Origin of the sequence: Acidovorax sp. LjRoot66 (assembly GCF_964253305.1) — a bacterium.
Taxonomy (GTDB): Bacteria; Pseudomonadota; Gammaproteobacteria; order Burkholderiales; family Burkholderiaceae_C; genus Acidovorax.
Genome location: NZ_CAXUQU020000001.1, coordinates 2544129 through 2562583, shown reverse-complemented (window position 1 = coordinate 2562583; position 18455 = coordinate 2544129). Strand labels below are relative to the sequence as shown.

Annotated in this window: 10 protein-coding genes and 2 CRISPR repeat arrays; of the genes, 5 read left to right on the top strand and 5 right to left on the bottom strand. The window is 66.4% G+C overall.

The features are described from left to right. The 3 genes from pncB to ACSQ3Y_RS11835 form a co-directional block, all read right to left on the bottom strand. Entirely contained in the window at nucleotides 1–1221 is a 1221-nt protein-coding gene (pncB, locus tag ACSQ3Y_RS11845) for a nicotinate phosphoribosyltransferase (protein WP_057205858.1), read from the bottom strand. Nucleotides 1222–1358: 137 nt separating this feature from the next. Further along, the gene (locus ACSQ3Y_RS11840) at nucleotides 1359–1826 is read right to left on the bottom strand and encodes an acyl-CoA thioesterase (RefSeq protein WP_179681203.1); all 468 of its coding nucleotides are present in this window, start codon (nucleotides 1824–1826) and stop codon (nucleotides 1359–1361) included. Nucleotides 1827–1828: 2 nt separating this feature from the next. Then, nucleotides 1829–2797, bottom strand: coding sequence for a histone deacetylase family protein (locus ACSQ3Y_RS11835; RefSeq protein WP_436177398.1), 969 nt, complete (start codon nucleotides 2795–2797; stop codon nucleotides 1829–1831). Between the two features lie 200 nt (nucleotides 2798–2997). Between ACSQ3Y_RS11835 and ACSQ3Y_RS11830 the strand changes: the two genes are divergently transcribed. From ACSQ3Y_RS11830 to ACSQ3Y_RS11820, 3 genes are all read left to right on the top strand, one after another. Further along, nucleotides 2998–3546, top strand: coding sequence for a phasin family protein (locus tag ACSQ3Y_RS11830; RefSeq protein WP_057205851.1), 549 nt, complete (start codon nucleotides 2998–3000; stop codon nucleotides 3544–3546). Nucleotides 3547–3892: 346 nt separating this feature from the next. Then, on the top strand, nucleotides 3893–4945 hold the full coding sequence (locus tag ACSQ3Y_RS11825) for an extracellular solute-binding protein (RefSeq protein ID WP_436177397.1): 1053 nt from the start codon (nucleotides 3893–3895) through the stop codon (nucleotides 4943–4945). A 136-nt stretch (nucleotides 4946–5081) separates the two neighbouring features. After that, nucleotides 5082–5840, top strand: coding sequence for a 3-hydroxyacyl-CoA dehydrogenase (locus ACSQ3Y_RS11820; RefSeq protein ID WP_436177396.1), 759 nt, complete (start codon nucleotides 5082–5084; stop codon nucleotides 5838–5840). 76 nt (nucleotides 5841–5916) lie between these two features. On the opposite strand, the gene ACSQ3Y_RS11815 is transcribed toward ACSQ3Y_RS11820, so the two are convergent. Further along, entirely contained in the window at nucleotides 5917–6510 is a 594-nt protein-coding gene (locus ACSQ3Y_RS11815; protein ID WP_436177395.1) for an N-acetyltransferase family protein, read from the bottom strand. A 74-nt stretch (nucleotides 6511–6584) separates the two neighbouring features. On the opposite strand from ACSQ3Y_RS11815, the gene ACSQ3Y_RS11810 reads away from it, so the two are divergent. Further along, complete coding sequence (locus ACSQ3Y_RS11810; RefSeq protein ID WP_436177394.1) at nucleotides 6585–7508, top strand: LysR family transcriptional regulator; 924 nt, start codon at nucleotides 6585–6587, stop codon at nucleotides 7506–7508. Between the two features lie 91 nt (nucleotides 7509–7599). On the opposite strand, the gene ACSQ3Y_RS11805 is transcribed toward ACSQ3Y_RS11810, so the two are convergent. Next, on the bottom strand, nucleotides 7600–8043 hold the full coding sequence (locus ACSQ3Y_RS11805) for an SHOCT domain-containing protein (RefSeq protein WP_436177393.1): 444 nt from the start codon (nucleotides 8041–8043) through the stop codon (nucleotides 7600–7602). 241 nt (nucleotides 8044–8284) lie between these two features. Between ACSQ3Y_RS11805 and ACSQ3Y_RS11800 the strand changes: the two genes are divergently transcribed. Beyond that, nucleotides 8285–9319 carry an IS630 family transposase gene (locus ACSQ3Y_RS11800; RefSeq protein WP_436177392.1) on the top strand — a complete coding sequence of 345 codons (1035 nt, stop codon included), beginning with the start codon at nucleotides 8285–8287 and terminating at the stop codon, nucleotides 9317–9319. Between the two features lie 197 nt (nucleotides 9320–9516). Then, nucleotides 9517–13907: a CRISPR direct-repeat array (repeat unit 32 nt; unit sequence GTTTCAATCCACGCGCCCACGCGGGGCGCGAC). A gap of 110 nt (nucleotides 13908–14017) precedes the next feature. Then, a CRISPR array of direct repeats spans nucleotides 14018–18084; the repeat unit is 32 nt; unit sequence GTTTCAATCCACGCGCCCACGCGGGGCGCGAC. Nucleotides 18085–18455: the final 371 nt, after the last annotated feature.

Sequence of the window (18455 nt, the reverse complement as noted above, 5' to 3'; positions counted from 1 at the left end):
TCAGGCGCTTGCGGGAATATCGAACACCTGGCGCAGGTAGGCCAGGTACTTCTCGTCGTCGCACATGCCCTTGCCGGGGGTGTCCGACAGCTTGGCCACGGGCTGGCCGTTGCACTGCGTCATCTTGATCACCACCTGCAGCGGCTCGTGCTCGGGCGGGCTACCCAGGTCGTTGGTCAGGTTGGTGCCGATGCCGAAGGCCAACTGGCAGCGGCCACGGAACTGCTGGTACAGCTCGATGGTGCGCGGCACGGTGAGCGCGTCGCTGAAGATCAGCGTCTTGGTCAGCGGGTCCACACGGTTCTTGCGGTAGTGGTCCAAAAGGCGCTCGCCCCAGGCAAACGGGTCGCCGCTGTCGTGGCGTGCGCCATCGAACAGCTTGCAGAAATACAGGTCGAAGTCGCGCAGGAAGGCGCTCATGCCGTACACGTCGGACAGGGCGATGCCCAGGTCGCCCCGGTACTCCTTGGCCCACACCTCGAAGCCGAAGACCTGGCTGTCGCGCAGGCGCGGGCCCAGCGCCTGGCAGGCCTGCAGGTATTCGTGCGCCATGGTGCCCAGCGGCGTCACGCCCAGCTTCATCGCATACAGCACATTGCTGGTGCCGGCGAACTGGCCGGGCCCCACGGGCGCGCCGGGCCGGCGGTCGCCCGTGCCCAGGCGCGCGCACAGCACGCGCAGCACTTCCTCGTGCCAGGCGCGGCTGAAACGCCGGCGCGTGCCGTAATCGGCGATCTTGAGCTCCGACAGGCCATCGGCCTGCAACTGGGCGATCTTGGTGTCCAGCCGGCGGCGGCCCTCGGGGAAATTGGGCACCTTCTGCGTGTTGCGAAAGTAGACCTCGTTGACGATGGCCAACACCGGGATCTCGAACAGGATGGTGTGCAGCCAGGGCCCGCGGATGGTGATCTCGATCTCGCCGTTGTGCTGCGGCGTGATGGTGATGTACTTCTCATTCAGGCGGAACAGCCCGAGAAAGTCCACGAAGTCGCTCTTGATGAAGCGCATGGAGCGCAGGTAGGCCAGCTCGGCGTCCTGGAAATGCAGGCTGCACAGCGAGCGGATCTCGTCGCGGATTTCGTTGGCGTACGGCGCCAGCTGCACGCCGGGGTTGCGGCACTTGAAGCGGTACTCGACCTGCGCCCCGGGGAATTGGTGCAGCACCACCTGCATCATCGTGAACTTGTACAGGTCGGTGTCGAGCAGGCTGGTGATGATCATTGTCGAAGCGGGCCGCGGCAGATGGCCCAAGGAGCGCCGCCAGTCAGGGGCAGCAAAGCCGCAAAGTGTAGGCCATCGGGCGCCTTGCTGCAGAGCATGTCCGCCCGGGGTTTGCGCCTATGGACGGACGGCCTGGATCAGCCAGCCACCTGCAGTGCCTGCAACACCTGGCGCAGCGCTTGGGGCACCGGCACCGGGCGGCGCGTTGCGCGGTCCACATACACGTGGATGAAGTGCCCGGCCGCAGCGCAGAGCGGCTCGCCTTCGGCGAACAGCCCCACCTCGTAGCGCACGCTGGAGCCCCCCAGCCGCGCCACGCGGATGCCGGCCTCCACCGTCTGCGGGAAGGCCAGCGGCGCGAAGTAGTTGCACTGCGTCTCGATCACCAGGCCGATGGTGGTGCCGGCGTGGATGTCGAGCACGCCCTGCTCGATCAGGTGCGCGTTCACGGCCGTGTCGAACCAGCTGTAGTACACGACGTTGTTCACGTGGCCGTAGACATCGTTGTCGGCCCAGCGGGTGCTGATGGAGCGGAAGGCGCGGTAGGCGCTGCGCGGCTGCGGTGCGGGCCGCGCGGTGGCTGCGGAAGAAGCGGTATCGGTCATGGTCAAACAGAGGGTTGCAAGAAATTCTGCCAGCGCTGCTGGTACTGGTGGGCCACGCGCCAGGTGGCGAGCTGGGCCTTGATGGTGTCGGCAATGTCCGTGCCGTAACCGCCGCCCATGGCAAAGGCCACGGGCACGCGCCGCTGCCAGGCCCAGTCGAACACGCGCCGGTCACGCGCCTCCAGCCCGTCGTGGCTGATGTGCAGGCGCCCCAGGCGGTCGCCCACATGCGGGTCGGCCCCGGCCAGGTAGAGCACCAGGCCGGGAGCGAAGCGCTGGTCCAGCGTGTCGAGCGCCTGCTCCAGGGCCTGCAGGTAGTCGTCGTCGCCACAGCCGTCGGGCAGCTCCACGTCCAGGTCGCCCGCTTCCTTGCGGAACGGGAAGTTGCGCGCGCCGTGCAGCGAGAGGGTGAACACCGAGTCGTCGCCCTGGAAGATGCGCGCCGTGCCGTTGCCCTGGTGCACATCGAGGTCGATCACGGCCACCCGCAGCGGCAGCGGGTTGGCGCCCATGGCCGAGGCGGCGCGCGCATGCTCGTCCTGCATCAGCCGCGCGGCCACGGCCATGTCGTTGAACACGCAAAAGCCGCTGCCCTTGTCGGCATAAGCGTGGTGCGTGCCGCCAGCCAGATTGCCCGCGATGCCGCCCCCCTCGCAAGCCGCCATGGCCACGCGGCAGGCCGCGATGGTGGCGCCCACCGAGCGGCGCGCGCGCTCGGCCATGGCCGGGCTCCAGGGAAAGCCGATCTCGCGCTGCGCGGGCGCCGGCAAGGTGCCGGTGGCAATGGCGTCGATATAGCCCGGCGCGTGGGCCAGGGCCAGCTCGCTGTCGGACGCGGGCGGCGCCACCTGCAGCGCCACGCCGGGCAGGTGTGCGGCCACGGCGTCGCGCAACAGGCGGTACTTGGCCATGGGAAAACGGTGCCCCTCGGGCAGCGGCAGCACGAACTGGTCTGCGTAATAGGCATGCATGACGCCATTGTGGCAACGGCGGCGGTGTTGGGGTGTCACCTCTAAATTGCTGCAGCGCAACAAAAAGCACTTGCAATCATCCACCAAGTCCCTAAAATTCAACCCATGCTGCACTGCAACATGACTCACCAGGTCAACGACAGCGCAGATTGTCTGTAAACCACCTCGGCCCCCCGGGCCTTACTTTTAGGAGATATGACATGTCGCTGACCGCTGAACAAATTCTGGCATCCCACAAGGCCAACATCGAAACCCTGTTTGGTCTGACCACCAAGGCTTTCGAAGGCGTCGAAAAGCTGGTCGAACTGAACGTGACCGCTTCGCGCGCTGCCCTGTCGGAAGCCTCCACCCACACCCAGGCTTTCCTGGGCGTGAAAGACGCACAAGAACTGCTGGCCCTGCAAGCCGGCCTGTTCCAGCCCCTGGCTGAAAAGACCGCTGCCTACAGCCGTCACCTGTACGACATCTCGTCGGGCACCGCAGCCGAATTCGGCAAGGCTATCGAATCGCAAGCTGCTGACGCTCAAAAGAGCTTCACCAACCTGGTCGACAGCGCTGCCAAGAACGCCCCCGCCGGTTCCGAAACCGCCGTGGCCGTGATGAAGAGCGCCGTCTCTGCTGCCAACAACGCGTTTGAATCGGTTCAAAAGGCCGTCAAGCAAGCGTCGGACGTGGCCGAAGCCAACTTCAACGCCGTGGCCAGCACCGCTGCCAACGCCGCCAAGACCGCTGCTCCCCGCAAGCGCTAAGCCATCTACTGCGTCTGGAGTGCAGACTCTAGGCGCAACGCAGGGATTACCCTGATAATTCAACCCATGGCCCGGAACACAGTTCGGGGCCCCCAGTTGTCTCCTTGGATCCTCTCGAAACCCCCGTTTCCTGGATCCAATTCAAAGCCCGGTAACCCCGGGCTTTTTTTTGTCTGGGTCGCTCCTCATTTGATAGCATTCAGGCGGCCTGCGATTTCGCTCGCCATGGATGGGTCCACGCCCGTGGGGCACGGCATCAAATCCATCCCTCCCCCTTGGTTTTATTAAGAATAATTCGCGTTTGTTTTATCATCGCAGCGTTGCTACACCTCGAAAGATGCATTCCATGTCGAAGACCGTGAAAGCCCTGCTGACCGCCTGCGCACTGGCCGCAGCCGCTGGCGCCGTATCTGCCCAGGAGCAGGTGGTGAACCTGTACTCGGCACGCCACTACTCCACGGACGAAGCGCTGTACACCGGCTTCACCAAGGCCACGGGCATCAAGATCAACCGCGTGGACGCGGACGACGCCGGCATCCTCGCGCGCCTGAAGGCCGAGGGCACCGCCTCCCCCGCCGACGTGATCCTGCTGGTGGATGCTGCCCGCCTGTACAAGGGCGAGGTCGACGGCCTATTCCAGCCCATCCAGTCCAAGGTGCTGAGCGACGCCATCCCCGCCAACCTGCGCAGCACGCCTGCGGCCGACGGCGGCATTGCCTGGTTCGGCCTGTCCACCCGCGCCCGCGTGATCGTCTACAACAAGGTCAAGGTGCAAAAGGAAGACGTGGACACCTATGAAGAACTGGGCGACCCCAAGAACAAGGGCAAGCTGTGCATCCGCTCGGGCTCGCACCCCTACAACCTGAGCCTGTTCGGCGCCGTGACCGAGCACATGGGCGAGCAAAAGGCCGAGGCCTGGCTCAAGGGCATGGTGGGCAACCTGGCCCGCGCCCCCAAGGGTGGCGACACCGACCAGATCAAGGCCGTGGCATCGGGTGAATGCGATATCGCCGTCACCAACAGCTACTACCTGGCGCGCATGATGCGCTCGGGCAAGCCCGAAGACGTGGCCGTGGTCAACAAGGTGGGCGTGGTGCTCCCCAACCAGCAATCGTGGGGCACGCACCTGAACATCGCCGGCGGCGCCGTGGCCAAGAACGCCAAGAACCGCGACAACGCCATCAAGTTCCTCGAGTACCTGGCCAGCGCCGAAGCGCAGAACTACTTTGCCAACGGCAACAACGAGTGGCCTGCCGCCAAGGGCCTGCACATCGACAACCCGGCGCTCAAGGCCATGACCGGCAACGCGCCGTTCAAGAGCGAGACCATCCCGATCAGCGCCGTGGGCGCCAACGTGACCAAGGTGCAGCAGATGCTGGACCGCGTGGGCTTCCAGTAAGCCCGCCACCCTGCCCCGGCCCCGGCCGGCGGCACCCCGATCAAGCCCGGCAGCGCCCGGGCTTTTTTGCGCCCGTGTGGAGCTGGGCCATAATTGACGTTTACGTTAACGTCACTTACTTTTCAGGAGACAGCACATGGACATCAAGGGCAAGGTATTCATCGTGACCGGCGGCGCATCGGGCCTGGGCGAAGGCACGGCGCGCATGCTGGCCGCCCAGGGCGGCAACGTCGTCATTGCCGACATGCAGGCCGACAAGGGCGAAGCCGTGGCCAAGGACATCGGCGGCGCCTTCGTGAAGTGCGACGTGAGCAACGAGGCCGACGGCCAGGCCGTGGTGGCCAAGGCCGTGTCGCTGGGCAAGCTGGCCGGCCTGGTGAACTGCGCCGGCATCGCCCCCGCGGAAAAGACCGTGGGCAAGAACGGCGCGCACGCGCTGGCCGTGTTCAGCAAAACCATCACCGTGAACCTGATCGGCAGCTTCAACATGATCCGCCTGGCCGCCGAAGCCATGAGCAAAAACGAGCCCGAAGCCACCGGCGAGCGCGGCGTGCTGATCTCCACTGCCAGCGTCGCCGCGTACGACGGCCAGATCGGCCAGGCCGCCTACGCCGCATCCAAGGGTGGCGTGGTCGGCATGACGCTGCCGATCGCCCGCGACCTGGCGCGCAACGGCATCCGCAACATGACCATCGCCCCCGGCATCTTCGGCACCCCCATGCTGTTCGGCATGCCCCAGGAAGTGCAGGACGCACTGGCCGCCGGCGTGCCCTTCCCCAGCCGCCTGGGCACCCCGCAGGACTATGCCAAGCTGGTCAAGCACATCCTCGAAAACGACATGCTCAACGGCGAAGTGATCCGCCTGGACGGCGCGATCCGCCTGGCGCCGAAGTAAGCTCTTTGAAGGAACCGACAACGCCCTGGCCTGCGCCAGGGCGTTGTCGTTTACGGAGCCTGCCCAGGCGCCAGCGTCACGCACCGGCCGCAGCCACGCTTGCGGGCAGTGCGCCGTCACCCACACCCAGGGGCCGCTGCATCAGCACCGTATCGAGCCACTGCCCGTGCTTGAAGCCCACCGACCGCAGGGCCCCGATGCGCGTGAAGCCCATGCGCGCATGCAGCGCGATGGAACCCGCATTGCCATCGCCCTGCCCTATGGTTGCCATCATTTGGCGCCAGGGCCCTGCCTCGCAGCGCGCGATGATCGCGGCCAGCAGCGCCGCACCAAGGCCCTGCCCCGCCATGCCCTGCGCCACATAGACCGAGTCCTCCACCGTGTGGCGGTAGGCCGAGCGCGGGCGGTACAGCGTGGCATAGGCATAGCCGGCCACCGCGCCATCTACCTCGGCCACCAGGTAGGGCAGGCCCGCCGCGCGCACAGCGGCAAGGCGGCTGCGCAGCTCGTCCACACCGGGCGGCACCTCCTCGAACGAGGCCAGGCCATGGAGCACATGGTGGGCATAGATCGCCTGGATGGCGGGCAGATCGGCATTAACGGCATCGCGCACATGCGGCGCCGTGACAGAGGAGGAAAGGGGCGAATTAAGCGCAGAAGAAGAATGCATGGCGCCAGTGTGGCGCGCCACAGCCCATAAAAGAAGCTTTTACAGCTTATGCAAAGTATGAGAAATTCTTTGGCATGGAACGCATCAACCTCGACCAGCTGCACGGCTTTGCCACCGCCATCGAACTGGGCAGCTTTTCCGCCGCCGCCCAGCGGCTGGACCTGACCCAACCCGCCGTGAGCCTGCAGGTGCGCCAGCTCGAAAAGCGCCTGGGCACACCCCTGGTGGAGCGCGTGGGCCGCGTGCTGCGCCCCACGGCCGCCGGCGCGGAGCTGCTGGTACACGTGGCCCGCATCGATGCCGCCGTGGCCGACGCTCTGGCCGCCGTGGCCCACCACGCCAGCGGCACCACAGGCCGCGTGCGCCTGGGCACGGGCGCCACGGCCTGCATCTTCTTGCTGCCGCCGGTGCTGGGCGCGCTGCGCCAGCGCTTTGCGGGCCTGGAGATCACCGTGCGCACCGGCAACACCGCCGACATCGTGCAGGCCGTGGAAGACAACACGCTGGACATGGGCCTGGTCACCCAGCCCGCCAGCGGCCGCATGCTCGATGTGACGCCCGTGCTGCAGGACGCATTCGTTGCCATCGCGCCCAAAGGCACCGCCCTGCCCAAGAAGGTGACCGCCGCCGACCTGGCCCGCCACCCCGTGCTGCTGTTCGAGCCCGGCGGCCAGACCCGCCGCATTGCCGACGCCTGGTTCGCCCAGGCAGGCGTGGCCCTGCAGCCCGCCATGTCGCTGGGCAGCGTGGAGGCCATCAAGGAACTGGTGGCCGCCGGCCTGGGCTGCGCCGTGCTGCCCGGCATGGCCGTGCAGGGCAGCCATGGCAGCGCTGTGGAAGTGCGCCCGCTGTCACCGCCCCTGGCCCGCACCCTGGCCGTGGTGGTGCGCAAGGACAAGCGGCTGCACCGAGGGTTGCGGGAGACGGTGGCGGCGCTGAAGGCGCTGGGCCATACGGGCAGCCAGCAACGCGAGGCGCTCAAGGCTGCCAGGCGTTGACAGCAAATCGCTCATCCCAGACCAGGGCACGCGGCAGGGCCGTGGCACACATCCCGTCGGCCCGCGCTTGCGCAAGGCAGCCCCGCAGACTCTACGACAGGATCTTTTTCTTGGCGGCCTGGAATTCTTCTTCCGTCAAGATGCCCTGGGCCCGCAGGGATGCGAGCTTGACCAGTTCGTCCCCTATGCTCACAGGGCCTGCGGAGGCATGCCCGACGGGAGCGACAGCCTGTTCGATGAATTCCTTGATTTCCGTCACCCGCGCATTGTTGTTGTCGCTGTTGGAAAAAATGAACGAGTTTTCATCCTTGGCCGCCGAAAACACACCGCCCATGTTTTCTGTGCCACCAAGGATCGTGAACTGCAGAAAGCCATTGGCAATCCATCCGGCCTCTCGATGCTGCACAGCTTTGATGGAGGAAAAAGGGATTGTCTTGGTACCTTGAAGACCTTTGTTCAAAAAGCCAAGGACTCCCTTGGGCGTGATCGTCAGCCTGTCCTCAAAGACCTCCAGCGTGTCTTGCACGCCTTTCATGGAATACCGCAGTCCCATCAACCCCTCCAATCATTTCTCTGGCACAAAAGATAAACAGGCTTGACCTGGCAGGCCTGCCCGGCCCGTTCCGTTCCGTTCCGCACAGCATGGCTGTCCGTTCACCAGCCCGCCAACGAACAGACTTTACCGAAGACGGGCGCATGCCGCGCTGGCACCCAACCTACTATTTATTCGGCGGAATTCAACTTGAAATACTCTGGAGTGCCATCATGTTGGAGTGATGCAAGCAACTGACATGAGAAAGCTGTCGCGCCCAGCGCGCCACGAGAGGCGAGTGCAGGTAATTCGACTACGCACAGCGGGCCGGACCTACGACGAGATTGCGACGCTCACGGGGCTGAGCCGCACAGGTGTGTTCAACATCTGCAAGCGCCATGAATTGAGCGGCGCCAAGGCCTTGCACGATGCGCCCAGCGGGCGCCAAAGCGGCGATGGTCGGCTGCTGACTGCGGCGCAGGAGACGCTGGTGTGCAAGCTCATCACCGACAAGACGCCAGACCAGTTGAAGATGCCCTACGCGCTGTGGACGCGCGCAGCGGTCTCGCAGCTGATTGAGGAGCGATTTGGCATCAAGCTGCCGGTACGCACGATGGGGCTATATCTGGCGCGCTGGGGCTTCACACCGCAAAAGCCGATGAAGAAGGCCTACGAGCAATCGCCCGCCGCAGTCAGGAAGTGGCACGAAGAGGACTACCCCGTCATTGCGGCAAGGGCCAAGGCCGAAGGCGCAGAGATCCATTGGGGAGATGAGAGCGGCCTGCGCAGCGACGATGTGCGCGGCCGCAGCTTCGCCCCCAAAGGCCAGACGCCGGTGATCCGGGTCAACAACAAGCGCCACGGCCTGTCGGTGATCTCCACCGTCACCAACAAGGGACAGATGCGCTGGCGGATCTTTGAAGGCGCGATCAACGCCAAGATCCTGATCGACTTCCTGCGCAGGTTGATCAAGGGCGCCACCAAGAAGGTGTTTCTGATCCTGGACAACCTGCGGGTGCACCACGCCAAGCCTGTGAAGGCGTGGCTGGCCGAGCATGCCGATGCGATCGAGGTGTTTTATCTGCCAAGCTACAGCCCGGAACTGAACCCCGATGAGATGGCCAACGCCGACATCAAGCAGGCGGTGACGAAACTGGCGCCAGCGCGCACGAAGCTGCAGTTGGTCAAGGCCACTGCTCGCCATCTACGCAGTGTGCAGCGTCAGCCCGAGCGCATTCGCAAATACTTCCAGCATGAGCCGGTTCGCTATGCGGCTTGATTCAACTTAATTAATGCCGGATCAATATTATAGGTAGTTTCAATCCACGCGCCCACGCGCCCACGCGCCCACGCGCCCACGCGCCCACGCGCCCACGCGCCCACGCGCCCACGCGCCCACGCGCCCACGCGCCCACGCGCCCACGCGCCCACGCGGGGCGCGACGCAGCGGATATTCTGGCCCACCTTCATGGCCTCGTTTCAATCCGCACGCCCACGCGGGGCGCGACCCGGTGCAGGCGGCACCCCTTGCGCTGTTCGTTGTTTTTCAATCCACGCGCCCACGCGGGGCGCGACGACGGCGTGCGCTGGGTGCAGGTGATGCACTGCGCGTTTCAATCCACGCGCCCACGCGGGGCGCGACCATGACGTGGGAGCACTACCAACAGACCTCGGTGCTGTTTCAATCCACGCGCCCACGCGGGGCGCGACTGGGCTTGCCGCTGGCGTACTTCTCCGCGGGGATGTTTCAATCCACGCGCCCACGCGGGGCGCGACCCCTGGAGGTGCTGGACGCCGATATCCCGCGCCAGTGTTTCAATCCACGCGCCCACGCGGGGCGCGACCGCAGGCATCCACCACTACCCATGATCTCTATAGAGTTTCAATCCACGCGCCCACGCGGGGCGCGACCGGTCCATGCAGCCTGCTCCAGCACCACCGCATTGTTTCAATCCACGCGCCCACGCGGGGCGCGACACATTGTCGAGATCACCTCCAACTGGGCGCGCCTGTTTCAATCCACGCGCCCACGCGGGGCGCGACCCGCAGGGCACTGGGCATCGGCGACGACGTCGATCTGTTTCAATCCACGCGCCCACGCGGGGCGCGACCGGTCACGTCGTAGAGGTAGGAGCCCGTTTCCGGGTCGTTTCAATCCACGCGCCCACGCGGGGCGCGACCCATCATTGACCGTGAACACGCGGCCCGACGCAAGTTTCAATCCACGCGCCCACGCGGGGCGCGACCGAGATGCAGGGTAGATGCGCGTCACGCGCCCGGATGTTTCAATCCACGCGCCCACGCGGGGCGCGACCCGAAGTTGGGTTTGATTTCGAACTTGTCGGCGTCGTTTCAATCCACGCGCCCACGCGGGGCGCGACCGTACTCGACGGTGTTCCCCGCATTGGTGAACTTGTTTCAATCCACGCGCCCACGCGGGGCGCGACTTCCAGCGGGTTGTGCGTCGCGAAGCTCGGGCCGTCGTTTCAATCCACGCGCCCACGCGGGGCGCGACCCCAGCAGCAGCAATGCACTCATCGAGCTCGTGAAGTTTCAATCCACGCGCCCACGCGGGGCGCGACGCAAGTACGTGACCGACGACGGCCTGGGCAACCTGTTTCAATCCACGCGCCCACGCGGGGCGCGACGGTCTTGGTTTTCATGGCTGGGCTCCAAAGGTCAGTTTCAATCCACGCGCCCACGCGGGGCGCGACCCGCAGCGACGCCAGCCACCTTGCTCTTGAGCTTGTCGTTTCAATCCACGCGCCCACGCGGGGCGCGACCTGAGGCCGGCACGTCGTCCGTCCACCCTGAAACTGTTTCAATCCACGCGCCCACGCGGGGCGCGACCTGAGGCCGGCACGTCGTCCGTCCACCCTGAAACTGTTTCAATCCACGCGCCCACGCGGGGCGCGACCGCGTGCTACAGCAACGACTATGGTGTGTTCATCGTTTCAATCCACGCGCCCACGCGGGGCGCGACGTAGGTGTCGGTGTTGTCGGTCTGCACGCCCACGTTTCAATCCACGCGCCCACGCGGGGCGCGACACCCGCAGCAGGGTCAATTCGTTGATCGTCATGTGTTTCAATCCACGCGCCCACGCGGGGCGCGACCCCGATACCGTGGTTGACCGCCGCATCCAAGGCCTGGTTTCAATCCACGCGCCCACGCGGGGCGCGACCCCGGCCGGCGGCGGCCCATCCCCATCCTGCTCATTGTTTCAATCCACGCGCCCACGCGGGGCGCGACGAGCACCTTCACTTAACCCCCTTAGCAACATCGGTGTTTCAATCCACGCGCCCACGCGGGGCGCGACCGGATACGGTCGTCCCAAGGCAGGCCGTTTTTATCGTTTCAATCCACGCGCCCACGCGGGGCGCGACGCTCAGGCGCAAACATTGCACTGTGCTTGTTCAGGTTTCAATCCACGCGCCCACGCGGGGCGCGACCCAGCGACCCGTCGATGGGGTTGGGCAGCGTGCGTGTTTCAATCCACGCGCCCACGCGGGGCGCGACTTGACGTGCTGGATGGGCATGGTTGCTCCAATGGGTTTCAATCCACGCGCCCACGCGGGGCGCGACCGGCCTCGGCCGTGGAGTCCAGGGCGGCAGCAGTCTGGTTTCAATCCACGCGCCCACGCGGGGCGCGACCGCCAGGCCCAGCAGCACGTCCTTGTGCGCGCGCCAGTTTCAATCCACGCGCCCACGCGGGGCGCGACCCTTCCGGCGCATCACCAGGCTGATCAACGGCGGGCTGTTTCAATCCACGCGCCCACGCGGGGCGCGACCGGCGAGCGCGAAGGACAGCAGGACTTGCATCAGTTTCAATCCACGCGCCCACGCGGGGCGCGACTCGCTGACCGCAACCTCACCCTTGATGTTGTTGTCGTTTCAATCCACGCGCCCACGCGGGGCGCGACGACCATCTACGGCGACAACGTGAGCGACGGCCTGTTTCAATCCACGCGCCCACGCGGGGCGCGACCGCTCGCCGATGATTTCGAAGGCGGTGGTGCTGGTGTTTCAATCCACGCGCCCACGCGGGGCGCGACCGCTGTCCACGCCTGGCCTGCTGGCCCGCTTGGACGTTTCAATCCACGCGCCCACGCGGGGCGCGACCGAGCCCGGCGAGGCCTGGGCCGTGAATGCCGAGACGTTTCAATCCACGCGCCCACGCGGGGCGCGACCCCGCCCTGGATCAGGTACACCGCCATGGTCGCTTAGTTTCAATCCACGCGCCCACGCGGGGCGCGACGTGAGCTTGAAGCCGCCAGCGTCGAGGGTGTTCGTGTTTCAATCCACGCGCCCACGCGGGGCGAGACCCCGCGCCGGACTCACGCCGCAGCACCGCATTGATGTTTCAATCCACGCGCCCACGCGGGGCGCGACTGCGCTCAGCGGTGGGCGTGACGGCCACGGGGGCGTTTCAATCCACGCGCCCACGCGGGGCGCGACGGGTCTTTCCAGATCGTGGCCTTGGCGTGGAAGATGTTTCAATCCACGCGCCCACGCGGGGCGCGACTGCCCAGCGGCAACTGAACCGGGGCCCCAATGCCTGTTTCAATCCACGCGCCCACGCGGGGCGCGACCCGCCGCTTGCGCACAGTGGCCGACTGGAGCCCGTGTTTCAATCCACGCGCCCACGCGGGGCGCGACCAGCCCAGGGCATCCGATGCCTCGTTCAGGGTGTTGTTTCAATCCACGCGCCCACGCGGGGCGCAACCACGCCCGTGGTGCAAGAGCTGAGCAACGTGGTGGACGTTTCAATCCACGCGCCCACGCGGGGCGCGACCCAGATGCACACGTGTGCACAGCCAAAGAACACAAGGTTTCAATCCACGCGCCCACGCGGGGCGCGACCCAGCACCTGGCGGCTGGCGATCTGCGCCTGGGCCCGTTTCAATCCACGCGCCCACGCGGGGCGCGACGTGCAAGCGTTCGTTGGCTTCGGCGCGCTCGCGGCGTTTCAATCCACGCGCCCACGCGGGGCGCGACCAAGCCCAGCGCGTCGCTTGCCTCATTGAGCGTGTTGTTTCAATCCACGCGCCCACGCGGGGCGCGACCCCAGTGGGTTGTGCGTGGCGAAGCTCGGGCCGTCGTTTCAATCCACGCGCCCACGCGGGGCGCGACCGCTGTAGCGCGTCTCCCAGCGGCCGAAGGCGTAGTTTCAATCCACGCGCCCACGCGGGGCGCGACCACCAGCAGCCTGGCAGACGGCACCATCAACGACAACGTTTCAATCCACGCGCCCACGCGGGGCGCGACCGCTCATCGAAGCTCGGATCGATGCGCGTTGCATCGTTTCAATCCACGCGCCCACGCGGGGCGCGACCGCAGGCGAATGATGCCGTCACCGAAGACCAGGCCGTTTCAATCCACGCGCCCACGCGGGGCGCGACCGCAGGCGAATGATGCCGTCACCGAAGACCAGGCCGTTTCAATCCACGCGCCCACGCGGGGCGCGACTTACCAGGGCAGCGAGCGCGACCGCACGGATTGGGTTTCAATCCACGCGCCCACGCGGGGCGCGACCCTCGCTGGAGAACCTGCTTGCTGAGGTCCGTGGTGTTTCAATCCACGCGCCCACGCGGGGCGCGACCTCGCTGGAGAACCTGCTTGCTGAGGTCCGTGGTGTTTCAATCCACGCGCCCACGCGGGGCGCGACAGTCTGCGCACCTCGCCAGCCGCCGTGACGGCCGCGTTTCAATCCACGCGCCCACGCGGGGCGCGACCGCTACATCGCGGAAAGGTTGCAGCGCTGGGATTCGTTTCAATCCACGCGCCCACGCGGGGCGCGACCTGCGGTCGCGCAGGATCTCCTTGTCTGCGTTCTTGTTTCAATCCACGCGCCCACGCGGGGCGCGACCCCCCTGCTCGCCCACCAACCAAATCGTTTTGCTCATGTTTCAATCCACGCGCCCACGCGCCCACGCGGGGCGCGACGTGCCGCATGGCACACGAAGAGGTGGCCAGCCTCGTTTCAATCCACGCGCCCACGCGGGGCGCGACGCCCGTGGCGAGTCGGGGAAGTATTCCGAGTACCTGTTTCAATCCACGCGCCCACGCGGGGCGCGACCCGCTCCAGCTTGTTCAAGGCCTCGGCCAGCACGATGTTTCAATCCACGCGCCCACGCGGGGCGCGACCCCGGGGCGGGTTTTGCGTGCGCCGCGCTGAGCGCGTTTCAATCCACGCGCCCACGCGGGGCGCGACCATGCAGGCGCAGCTACCCGCCACAAAGGCGCGCTCGTTTCAATCCACGCGCCCACGCGGGGCGCGACCTCCGCGCCGAGAACCCTTGCCCCGCCACCGGCCTGTTTCAATCCACGCGCCCACGCGGGGCGCGACTTGCCAGCGACCAGGCGCAGGCCCTCATGCTCATGTTTCAATCCACGCGCCCACGCGGGGCGCGACCAGGCACCGAGACAAGTGCATCAATGGACGATGTAAGTTTCAATCCACGCGCCCACGCGGGGCGCGACCCGGCCGGCGGCGGCCCATCCCCGTCCTGCTCATTGTTTCAATCCACGCGCCCACGCGGGGCGCGACCGCTCATCGAAGCTCGGATCGATGCGCGTGGCGTCGTTTCAATCCACGCGCCCACGCGGGGCGCGACCACCAGCCGCTGCGCAAGATCATCGGCAAACAGATGTTTCAATCCACGCGCCCACGCGGGGCGCGACTGGTACTTCGAGAAAGCCTCGGTCTTGTGCTGGCTGTTTCAATCCACGCGCCCACGCGGGGCGCGACGACGATGGCGAACAGGCGGGAGGTGGTACGCATGGGTTTCAATCCACGCGCCCACGCGGGGCGCGACCCCGCCTTGCGCTGGGCAATCCGCGGGGTGATGTTGTTTCAATCCACGCGCCCACGCGGGGCGCGACCCGTTGGCTCAGTTCCTCAAGAGGGTTGTGCGTCGCGTTTCAATCCACGCGCCCACGCGGGGCGCGACTGGAAAGAACAGCAGGAGCCCGGGGACGGGCAGGTTTTAATCCACGCGCCCACGCGGGGCGCGACGGCCACCTCTTCCACCGACTGGCCGGTGATGCGGCCGTTTCAATCCACGCGCCCACGCGGGGCGCGACCCTGCGCGCCGGTGAGCCCATAAAGCGCCACGCTGTTGTTTCAATCCACGCGCCCACGCGGGGCGCGACCTTCAGCAGCTGCGACCATCTGGTCGATGAACACCCCGTTTCAATCCACGCGCCCACGCGGGGCGCGACTCGACATCGTGGCCCCCATCGGCCCCGGCTTCCTGTTTCAATCCACGCGCCCACGCGGGGCGCGACCGCCTGCCCCGCCTGCAAGCTGACCACGATGTCGGAGTTTCAATCCACGCGCCCACGCGGGGCGCGACCCGCGCATCTTCTCGCCGCCCTTCTTTGATCCGTCGTTTCAATCCACGCGCCCACGCGGGGCGCGACCATAGGCGCGCTTATCTGAGCGCCGCCGCTCGGCCGTTTCAATCCACGCGCCCACGCGGGGCGCGACCGGACCCACGGGCAGCACTGGCCAGCCGAGCGCGCAGTTTCAATCCACGCGCCCACGCGGGGCGCGACGGCGTCGAGAGTCAGCGTGTAGTCGGTGCCGTTGTTTCAATCCACGCGCCCACGCGGGGCGCGACGCTCATCGAGACGGCTGGCACACTGCTGGACCTGTTTCAATCCACGCGCCCACGCGGGGCGCGACCCCTACCGACCGAGGACCCCATGACCACCACCCGCGTTTCAATCCACGCGCCCACGCGGGGCGCGACCGGGATCGTGCTGTCGCCGTCTTGCACCTTCCACGAGTTTCAATCCACGCGCCCACGCGGGGCGCGACCGATCTTGCCCTCGGTGACCTTGTCCGCCACCGTGCCGTTTCAATCCACGCGCCCACGCGGGGCGCGACACCAGGAAGGCGTCGCCCTCGTCTGTGACTTCGTCGTTTCAATCCACGCGCCCACGCGGGGCGCGACCGGATGTCCCGGATAGGGTGACGGTCCCCGTGCCGTGTTTCAATCCACGCGCCCACGCGGGGCGCGACGCCACATCTTCCACAGACTGCCCCGTGGCGCGGCCGTTTCAATCCACGCGCCCACGCGGGGCGCGACCGTCCATAGGGTGCGTGCGTCCAGTACCGTCTTTGTTTCAATCCACGCGCCCACGCGGGGCGCGACCATCAAGGGTGCGAACGTCCTTCAATACGCCGCTGCTGTTTCAATCCACGCGCCCACGCGGGGCGCGACCGCGTCAGCGTGTTCTGGCCTTCGAGCATGTTGCCGTTTCAATCCACGCGCCCACGCGGGGCGCGACCCCTGGCTTACTCGCGTACTCAACACGGTGGTGGCGTTTCAATCCACGCGCCCACGCGGGGCGCGACCTGTTTGCGCTGCACGTTGGCGTCGGGCCTGGCCCCGTTTCAATCCACGCGCCCACGCGGGGCGCGACCGTTCCTCGCCGAACTGCAGCAGCTGCGGGCCAGTGTTTCAATCCACGCGCCCACGCGGGGCGCGACCTGGACCAGCGCATGGATCATGCAGACCGTGAAGGTGTTTCAATCCACGCGCCCACGCGGGGCGCGACCTGGACCAGCGCATGGATCATGCAGACCGTGAAGGTGTTTCAATCCACGCGCCCACGCGGGGCGCGACCGATTCTCCAGGGCCTCAGCAGCCTGTACGCTGCTGTTTCAATCCACGCGCCCACGCGGGGCGCGACCATGTCGCCCGTGGCGGGGGTGGCCAGGTTGTCATCGTTTCAATCCACGCGCCCACGCGGGGCGCGACCGCCTCCACGGCGATGATGGCCGTGATGGGCATGGGGTTTCAATCCACGCGCCCACGCGGGGCGCGACGAGTGGCCACGCAGGCGGGCGTTTCCTTGGGAAAGTTTCAATCCACGCGCCCACGCGGGGCGCGACCGGATCGAAGCCCAGGCCGCTGAAGGTGTCGAAGGTTTCAATCCACGCGCCCACGCGGGGCGCGACCGATGGCGCGCACCTGATGATGGCCGCGCTGAAGTTGTTTCAATCCACGCGCCCACGCGGGGCGCGACCGGTAATAGGCAACAAAGGCTATGTGCCCGTTGTGGTTTCAATCCACGCGCCCACGCGGGGCGCGACCATCAACTGACCGCCAAAGCCAGTGCAGCCGCAAAGTTTCAATCCACGCGCCCACGCGGGGCGCGACGCTTTCTTTTTGGAGATCCCATGCGTATTGATGATGTTTCAATCCACGCGCCCACGCGGGGCGCGACGTCCCACCAGACCTTAACGATGCCGTTCTTTGACAGTTTCAATCCACGCGCCCACGCGGGGCGCGACCCGTGTTTCGCGGCGGCGCAGAGCCGAGCATTCCAGTTTCAATCCACGCGCCCACGCGGGGCGCGACCGGCGTGGGCGACATGGAGACGGTCACGAACGTGCTGTTTCAATCCACGCGCCCACGCGGGGCGCGACCTGGAGTAACGCGCCTTGGTGGTCAGGCTGCTCAGTTTCAATCCACGCGCCCACGCGGGGCGCGACCTATCTAGGGCTGAAAACGTCGATTGCTTCGTGGCTGTTTCAATCCACGCGCCCACGCGGGGCGCGACCGGATGCTGTTTGAGAATTTGGTATGCACCTCAATGTTTCAATCCACGCGCCCACGCGGGGCGCGACCTGAAGAGACGGGGCCGAAGCCCCATCGGATTACAGTTTCAATCCACGCGCCCACGCGGGGCGCGACCGGCCAGAGGGCGTTGCGCAAGTCGTCAGTGAGGGGTTTCAATCCACGCGCCCACGCGGGGCGCGACCTGATGGCCATCGGTGAGGCGGTGTTGAAGCTCATGTTTCAATCCACGCGCCCACGCGGGGCGCGACCCAGAAACCCTACTGGGGGTGTCCGGGTCAGGCGCGTTTCAATCCACGCGCCCACGCGGGGCGCGACCGGCAGCAGCCAGGCTTGTCCATGCCACGCAGGTAGTTTCAATCCACGCGCCCACGCGGGGCGCGACCGCGATGCCGACGCCGCCGGTAGCGCGCTGGTATTCGTTTCAATCCACGCGCCCACGCGGGGCGCGACCGGCGTGGTTATAACCTGCGGTCACACAACGCAAAAAAGCTGGAGCTTTGCGAAGCTTGGCAGCACACAGCGCACAGACCCCCTGCGAGAACGATGCCGCGTAAAAAACCGAGCAATATCAACCAGTTAGCGCACCGCGAACCGCTATGGAAAACAGCAGGGCGCTTATGGTTCGCGCATTGCGCGAAGGCGCTGCGATCCTTGCCCTCAGGGCCAAGCATCGGCAACGACAGTGGATCGCTTCGCTTGCCGCAAGCCCCCCAAGCTGCTGCTTGCCGACCAAAGTAGGAAAAGCAGGTTTTCCAAGCGCGTAAACCCGGATTGCAGAGGACGAATTCGCCCCTGTAACAACGATGGCCAAGCAACCCGCG